This is a genomic window from Pseudomonas mediterranea CFBP 5447, from assembly GCF_000774145.1.
Taxonomy (GTDB): Bacteria; Pseudomonadota; Gammaproteobacteria; order Pseudomonadales; family Pseudomonadaceae; genus Aquipseudomonas; species Aquipseudomonas mediterranea.
In genome coordinates, this window is record NZ_KN322978.1 from 1 (window position 1) to 336 (window position 336).

The following is a 336-nucleotide window of genomic DNA, read 5'->3' on the forward strand; positions in this document are numbered from 1 at the left end:
GGTTTGGCAAAAAATGCCCCCTAGGGCCTCGCAGACCCATCACGGGTCCAGATCCCGGTCTTTTCGCAGATATAACGGGCATCAGTAAAGTCCAGCTCCTGCTGGCGGATGACGCAGGCATTATGCTCGCAGTGTTAAAAAGCGCTGGAGCTCGAATTGGGAGGTAAACGGGTATTTCAGTTCAAGGCCGTTGCCGTCACTGCATAAACCATCGGGAGAGCAGGCGGTACGCATACTTTCGTCGCGATAGATGATCGGGGATTCAGTAACATTCACGCCGGAAGTGAATTCAAACAGGGTTCTGGCTCGACTGCAGAGGGGCTGTAGGTCTGCAAG

At 53.9% G+C, this 336-nt stretch carries 1 protein-coding gene; it reads right to left on the minus strand.

Features of this window, described 5'->3' with window-relative positions; genetic code table 11:
• Positions 1-120: 120 nt before the first annotated feature.
• Positions 121-336: YqaJ viral recombinase family protein (locus N005_RS28705; RefSeq protein ID WP_425337458.1), on the minus strand; the 216-nt coding region annotated here is incomplete at its 5' end.